This is a genomic window from Pseudomonas sp. GXM4 (assembly GCF_008923895.1).
Classification (GTDB): domain Bacteria; phylum Pseudomonadota; class Gammaproteobacteria; order Pseudomonadales; family Pseudomonadaceae; genus Aquipseudomonas; species Aquipseudomonas atacamensis.
Window position 1 is genome coordinate 1 of sequence record NZ_WBRZ01000323.1, and the last position, 5,667, is coordinate 5,667.

6 protein-coding genes are annotated in these 5,667 nt (G+C 60.6%); 4 read left to right on the forward strand and 2 right to left on the reverse strand.

Translation table 11 applies throughout. The features are described from left to right. Positions 1 to 194: 194 nt before the first annotated feature. Entirely contained in the window at positions 195 to 794 is a 600-nt protein-coding gene (locus F8N49_RS24955; RefSeq protein ID WP_130929391.1) for an FMN-dependent NADH-azoreductase, read from the reverse strand. A 232-nt stretch (positions 795 to 1,026) separates the two neighbouring features. Continuing rightward, positions 1,027 to 1,341 (reverse strand): hypothetical protein, encoded by a 315-nt coding sequence (locus tag F8N49_RS24960; protein ID WP_016771198.1) that lies wholly within the window; start codon positions 1,339 to 1,341, stop codon positions 1,027 to 1,029. 49 nt (positions 1,342 to 1,390) lie between these two features. Here F8N49_RS24960 and F8N49_RS24965 point away from each other — a divergent pair, with 49 nt between their 5' ends. The 4 genes from F8N49_RS24965 (at position 1,391) to F8N49_RS24980 (ending at position 5,620) form a co-directional block, all read left to right on the forward strand. After that, complete coding sequence (locus F8N49_RS24965) at positions 1,391 to 2,314, forward strand: LysR family transcriptional regulator (protein WP_016771199.1); 924 nt, start codon at positions 1,391 to 1,393, stop codon at positions 2,312 to 2,314. 14 nt (positions 2,315 to 2,328) lie between these two features. Continuing rightward, positions 2,329 to 3,132 carry an alpha/beta fold hydrolase gene (locus F8N49_RS24970; protein WP_071174708.1) on the forward strand — a complete coding sequence of 268 codons (804 nt, stop codon included), beginning with the start codon at positions 2,329 to 2,331 and terminating at the stop codon, positions 3,130 to 3,132. A gap of 3 nt (positions 3,133 to 3,135) precedes the next feature. Further along, complete coding sequence (locus tag F8N49_RS24975) at positions 3,136 to 3,699, forward strand: peptidylprolyl isomerase (protein WP_016771201.1); 564 nt, start codon at positions 3,136 to 3,138, stop codon at positions 3,697 to 3,699. Positions 3,700 to 3,787: 88 nt separating this feature from the next. Beyond that, complete coding sequence (locus F8N49_RS24980) at positions 3,788 to 5,620, forward strand: ABC transporter ATP-binding protein (RefSeq protein WP_071174707.1); 1,833 nt, start codon at positions 3,788 to 3,790, stop codon at positions 5,618 to 5,620. Positions 5,621 to 5,667 lie beyond the last annotated feature (47 nt).

Here is a 5,667-nt window from a genome sequence, read left to right on the forward strand (position 1 = left end):
GGGACTTATGTGAAATTCGGATGTGCAGTGTTCAGAAATATCGCAGACAAAAAAAAGCCCGATCTCGCTAAAGCGTTCAATCGGGCTACAGCACTCAGGAGCAAAAGTGCAAAGGGAGGTTCGATGCGCGTAAAGCCTTGAAGGGGTTGCGCCAGGTCACTAGACCATCCAGCGATTATCTGGCGATTAACCGATCAAGCGACCTGAGACAATTTGGCGTTGGCCTGATTCAGGCCCTTCTCCTGGAAGTCACCGCCCAGGTTCATGCCCTCTGCATGGATAAAGGTCACGTCGTTGATGCCGATGAAACCCATCACCTGGCGCAGGTACGGTTCCTGGTGATCCGCCGGGCCACCGGCATACACACCACCGCGAGCAGTCAGGACAAAGGCGCGCTTGCCGCCGAGCAGCCCCTGCGGACCGGTTTCGGTGTACTTGAAGGTCACCCCGGCGCGCAGCACATGGTCAAGCCAGGCCTTGAGCGTGCTCGGGATCGCAAAGTTGTACATCGGTGCAGCCATCACCAGCACGTCGGCGGCGAGCAGCTCATCAGTCAATTGGTTGGAGCGGTCCAGGGACGCCTGTTCGCTGTCGTTGCGCTGTTCGGCGGGCTTCATCCAGCCACCGAGCAAGTTGGCGTCCAGATGCGGCACCGGGTTCGCGGCGAGGTCACGCACGGTGATCTGATCGGCAGGGTGCGCGGCTTTCCACTGAGCGATGAAGGTCTGGGTCAGTTGACGGGAAACCGAGTCTTGCTGGCGGGCACTGCTTTCGATGATCAGAACGCGGGACATGGTGTGTAGCCTCCATCCGAATATGTTGTAAGTCGATGGAGTGAAGGTTAAACAGAGTCGAATCGATGAAAAAGCGCAAATAATTGCTGCAAAGCATCGAATAATTAGTTTAGATGCTGACACATACCCTGTGGGAGGGAGCTTGCTCGCGAATTGGCCGTATCAGTCGACATCATTGTTGAATGACATACCGCTTTCGCGAGCAAGCTCGCTCCCACAAGGGTTCGCGGTGCTATTTCGGGGTGCAGGTCAGTTTGATGCGCAGCTTGATGATCTCGCGGGTGAACTTGGCCGTGGCGTTTTTATGCTTGCCGGCCGGCACATCGATGCTGCGCGTGCGCGGTGCTTCCGGGCCGTTGCTGAACACCGCACGGCAGGTCGCGTCGACATCACCGTAATTGGCCACACGGATCGAGCCGATGTCATTGTCCGTGTCGTACGTCTCGTAGTCGATCTTCATGCCGTTGAGATCCTTTTGCACATCGATCGGATAGGCAAACGCGGTCAACGGCAGCAGCGCCAGCACCACACAACAGAATTTTTTCATTCGGCAGTCTCCATGAGGGACGGCCAGCTTAGGACAAGAGGAGCTATTGATGAAAGCGCCCCGCGTGACCCTTGATCAATGGCGAACGTTGCAGGCCGTGGTCGACCACGGCGGATTCGCCCAGGCCGCCGAGGCCCTGCACCGCTCGCAATCGTCGGTGAGCTACACCGTCGCCCGCATGCAGGATCAGCTCGGCGTGCCGTTGCTGCGCATCGACGGGCGCAAAGCCGTGCTCACCGAGGCCGGCGGGGTATTGCTGCGCCGTTCGCGGCAATTGGTCAAACAGGCCAGCCAACTCGAAGACCTTGCCCATCACATGGAGCAAGGCTGGGAAGCGGAAGTGCGGCTGGTGGTCGATGCGGCCTACCCGAGCGCGCGGATCGTCCGCGCCCTGACCGCGTTCATGCCGCAGAGTCGCGGCTGCCGCGTGCGTCTGCGCGAGGAAGTGTTGTCGGGGGTCGAAGAAGTGCTGCTCGAAGGCGTGGCGGATCTGGCGATCACCGGCCTGAGCATTCCCGGTTACCTCGGTGCGGAATTGAGTGATGTCGAATTCGTTGCCGTCGCCCACCCTGACCACCCGCTGCATCGGCTCAACCGCGAACTGAGCTTTCAGGATCTGGAAACCCAGATGCAAGTGGTTATCCGCGATTCCGGCCGCCAGCAGCCGCGCGATGTCGGCTGGCTCGGCGCCGAACAGCGCTGGACCGTCGGCAGCCTCGCCACCGCCGCGACCTTTGTCAGCAGCGGCCTGGGCTTTGCCTGGCTACCGCGGCACATGATCGACCGCGAACTCAAGGATGGTTCGCTCAAGCTGCTACCGTTGGATCGAGGCGGCAGCCGCAATTCGAGTTTCTATCTGTATTCGAACAAGGACAAACCCCTGGGCCCGGCCACGCAAATCCTCATCGAACTGCTGCGCACCTTCGACACCTTGCCGCTGGACGCACCGTTCGCCGCCCCCGAACAAGCCTGACACGGAGTTCACCGATGGCGTATTTCGAGCACGAAGGTTGCAACCTGCACTACGAGGAATATGGCCACGGTGCGCCGTTGCTGCTGGTTCACGGGCTCGGCTCGAGCACCCTGGACTGGGAGATGCAGATCCCCGCGCTGGCCGCGCACTACCGGGTGATCGTCCCGGACATTCGCGGCCACGGGCGCTCGGACAAACCCCGCGAGCGCTACAGCATCGCCGGGTTCAGCGCCGACCTGCTGGCCTTGATTGAACACCTGCGCCTCGGCCCGGTGCACTACGTCGGGCTGTCGATGGGCGCAATGATCGGCTTTCAGCTGGCCGTCGATCAGCCGCAAGCACTCAAGAGCCTGACCATCGTCAACAGCGCACCACAGGTCAAATTGCGCAGCCGCGATGATTATTGGCAGTGGTTCAAACGCTGGAGCCTGATGCGCCTGCTCAGCCTGGAAACCATCGGCAAAGCCCTCGGCAGCAAACTTTTCCCCAAGCCGGAACAGGCCGATCTGCGACGGAAAATGGCCGAACGCTGGGCAAAAAACGACAAACGTGCTTATCTCGCCAGCTTCGATGCGATCGTGGGCTGGGGCGTTCAGGAACGACTTTCCAGGGTGTCCTGTCCAACGCTCGTCATCAGCGCCGACCGTGACTACACACCGGTGGCGTTAAAGGAAACCTATGTAAAACTGCTGCCGGATGCGCGGCTGGTGGTCATTGACGACTCGCGCCATGCCACCCCGCTCGATCAACCCGAACGCTTCAATCACACGCTGCTGGATTTTCTCGCCACAGCCGACCTTCACTCTCAGGATCACTGACCCATGCTGAAAAAACTCGCCCTCGCCGCCGGCTCCGTACTGTTTGCCGCCAACCTGATGGCTGCTACCCCGGCCAAGGCGCCCCACGTGCTGCTGGACACCACCAACGGCCAGATCGAAATCGAACTGGACCCGGTCAAGGCGCCGATCAGCACGAAGAACTTCCTTGAATACGTCGACAGCGGCTTCTACAACAACACCATTTTCCACCGTGTGATCCCGGGCTTCATGGCTCAGGGCGGCGGCTTCACCCAGCAGATGCAACAGAAAGAAACCAAGGCGCCGATCAAGAACGAGGCCAGCAATGGCCTGCACAACGTTCGTGGCACCCTGTCGATGGCGCGTACTTCCAACCCTGATTCGGCGACCAGCCAGTTCTTCATCAACGTTGCCGACAACGCATTCCTCGATCCGGGCCGTGACGCCGGTTACGCGGTGTTCGCCAAAGTGGTCAAGGGCATGGATGTCGTGGACATCATCGTCAACTCTCAGACCACCACCAAACAAGGCATGCAGAACGTGCCTGTCGACCCTGTGATCATCAAGTCAGCCAAGCGCATCGACTGAGTTTCGCCGGGCATATCGAGCGGCGTGGGGCTGAGCCTGCGCCGCTCGCACTGATAAAAGGAGAGCCCGGATTCCGGGCGGTTATCTGATGCTCTATCGCCGTTTCGAACAACTGATCGATATCTTCCGCGACGCCCCGACGGCGTCCCCGCCGGACCGCGTCTGGCCCTTCTACGTCTATTACCTGAAGCAGGTCTGGCCAAGTTTCGCTGCCCTGCTCGTCATCGGCCTGTTTGCCTCGTTGATCGAAGTAGCGTTGTTCAGCTACCTGAGCCGCATCATCGATCTGGCGCAAGGCACGCCCAACCCGAATTTCTTCAGCGACCACGCCCTCGAATTGACCTGGATGCTGGTGGTCGCTCTGGTGCTGCGACCGATCTTCTTTGCCCTGCACGACCTGCTGGTGCATCAGACCCTGAGCCCCGGCATGACCAGCATGATCCGCTGGCAGAACCACAGTTACGTGCTCAAGCAGAGCCTGAATTTCTTCCAGAACGACTTCGCCGGGCGCATCGCCCAGCGCATCATGCAGACCGGCAACTCGCTGCGCGATTCTGCCGTGCAAGCGGTCGACGCGCTGTGGCACGTGGTGATCTATGCGATCAGCTCGCTGGTGCTGTTCGCCGAGGCCGACTGGCGCCTGATGATCCCTTTGCTGACCTGGATCGTCGCTTACATCGGCGCGCTGTATTACTTCGTGCCACGGGTGAAGGAGCGCTCCGTGGAAGCCTCTGACGCGCGCTCGAAACTGATGGGGCGCATCGTCGATGGCTACACCAACATCGCCACGCTGAAACTGTTCGCTCACACCAACTTCGAACAGCACTACGCCAAGGAAGCCATCGAAGAACAGACCGTCAAAGCGCAAATGGCCGGTCGCGTGGTGACCAGCATGGACGTGGCGATCACTACCATGAACGGCCTGCTGATCGTCGGCACCACGGCGCTGGCGTTGTGGCTGTGGACGCAGTCGCTGATCACCGTCGGCGCGATTGCCCTGGCCACCGGCCTGGTGATTCGTATCGTCAACATGTCCGGCTGGATCATGTGGGTAGTCACCGGCATTTTCGAAAACATCGGCATGGTCCAGGACGGTCTGCGCACCATCTCTCAACCGGTCAGCGTCACCGACCGCGAGCAGGCCAAACCGCTGGCCGTGGCCTCGGGCGAGGTGCGCTTCGAGCACGTGGATTTTCACTACGGCAAGAAGAGAGGCATCATCGGCGACCTCAATCTGACGATAAAACCGGGGGAGAAAATCGGCTTGATCGGCCCATCCGGCGCCGGCAAATCAACCTTGGTCAACCTGTTGCTGCGCCTGTACGACGTCGAGGGCGGGCGCATCCTGATCGACGGGCAGAACATCGCCGAAGTCGGCCAGGAAAGCCTGCGCGCACGGATCGGCATGATCACTCAGGACACCTCGCTGTTGCACCGCTCGATCCGCGACAACTTGCTCTACGGCAAACCCGACGCCACCGACGCCGAACTGTGGGAGGCGGTGCACAAGGCTCGCGCCGATGAGTTCATTCCACTGCTGTCCGACGCTGAAGGCCGCAGCGGTTTCGACGCGCATGTCGGCGAGCGCGGGGTGAAACTCTCGGGTGGTCAGCGCCAGCGCATCGCGATTGCGCGGGTACTGCTCAAGGACGCGCCGATCCTGATCATGGACGAAGCCACCTCGGCACTGGATTCGGAAGTCGAAGCGGCGATTCAGGAAAGCCTCGAGACCTTGATGCAGGGCAAAACCGTGATCGCCATCGCCCACCGTCTCTCGACCATCGCGCGCATGGACCGTCTGGTGGTGCTGGAAAACGGCAAGATCGCCGAGAGCGGCACCCACGCCGAACTGCTCGCGCATCGTGGCCTGTATGCGCGGTTGTGGGCGCACCAGACCGGAGGCTTTGTCGGCATCGACTGATCGCGCGATATGATCGTTCCCACGCTCCGCGTGGGAATGCCTCAAGG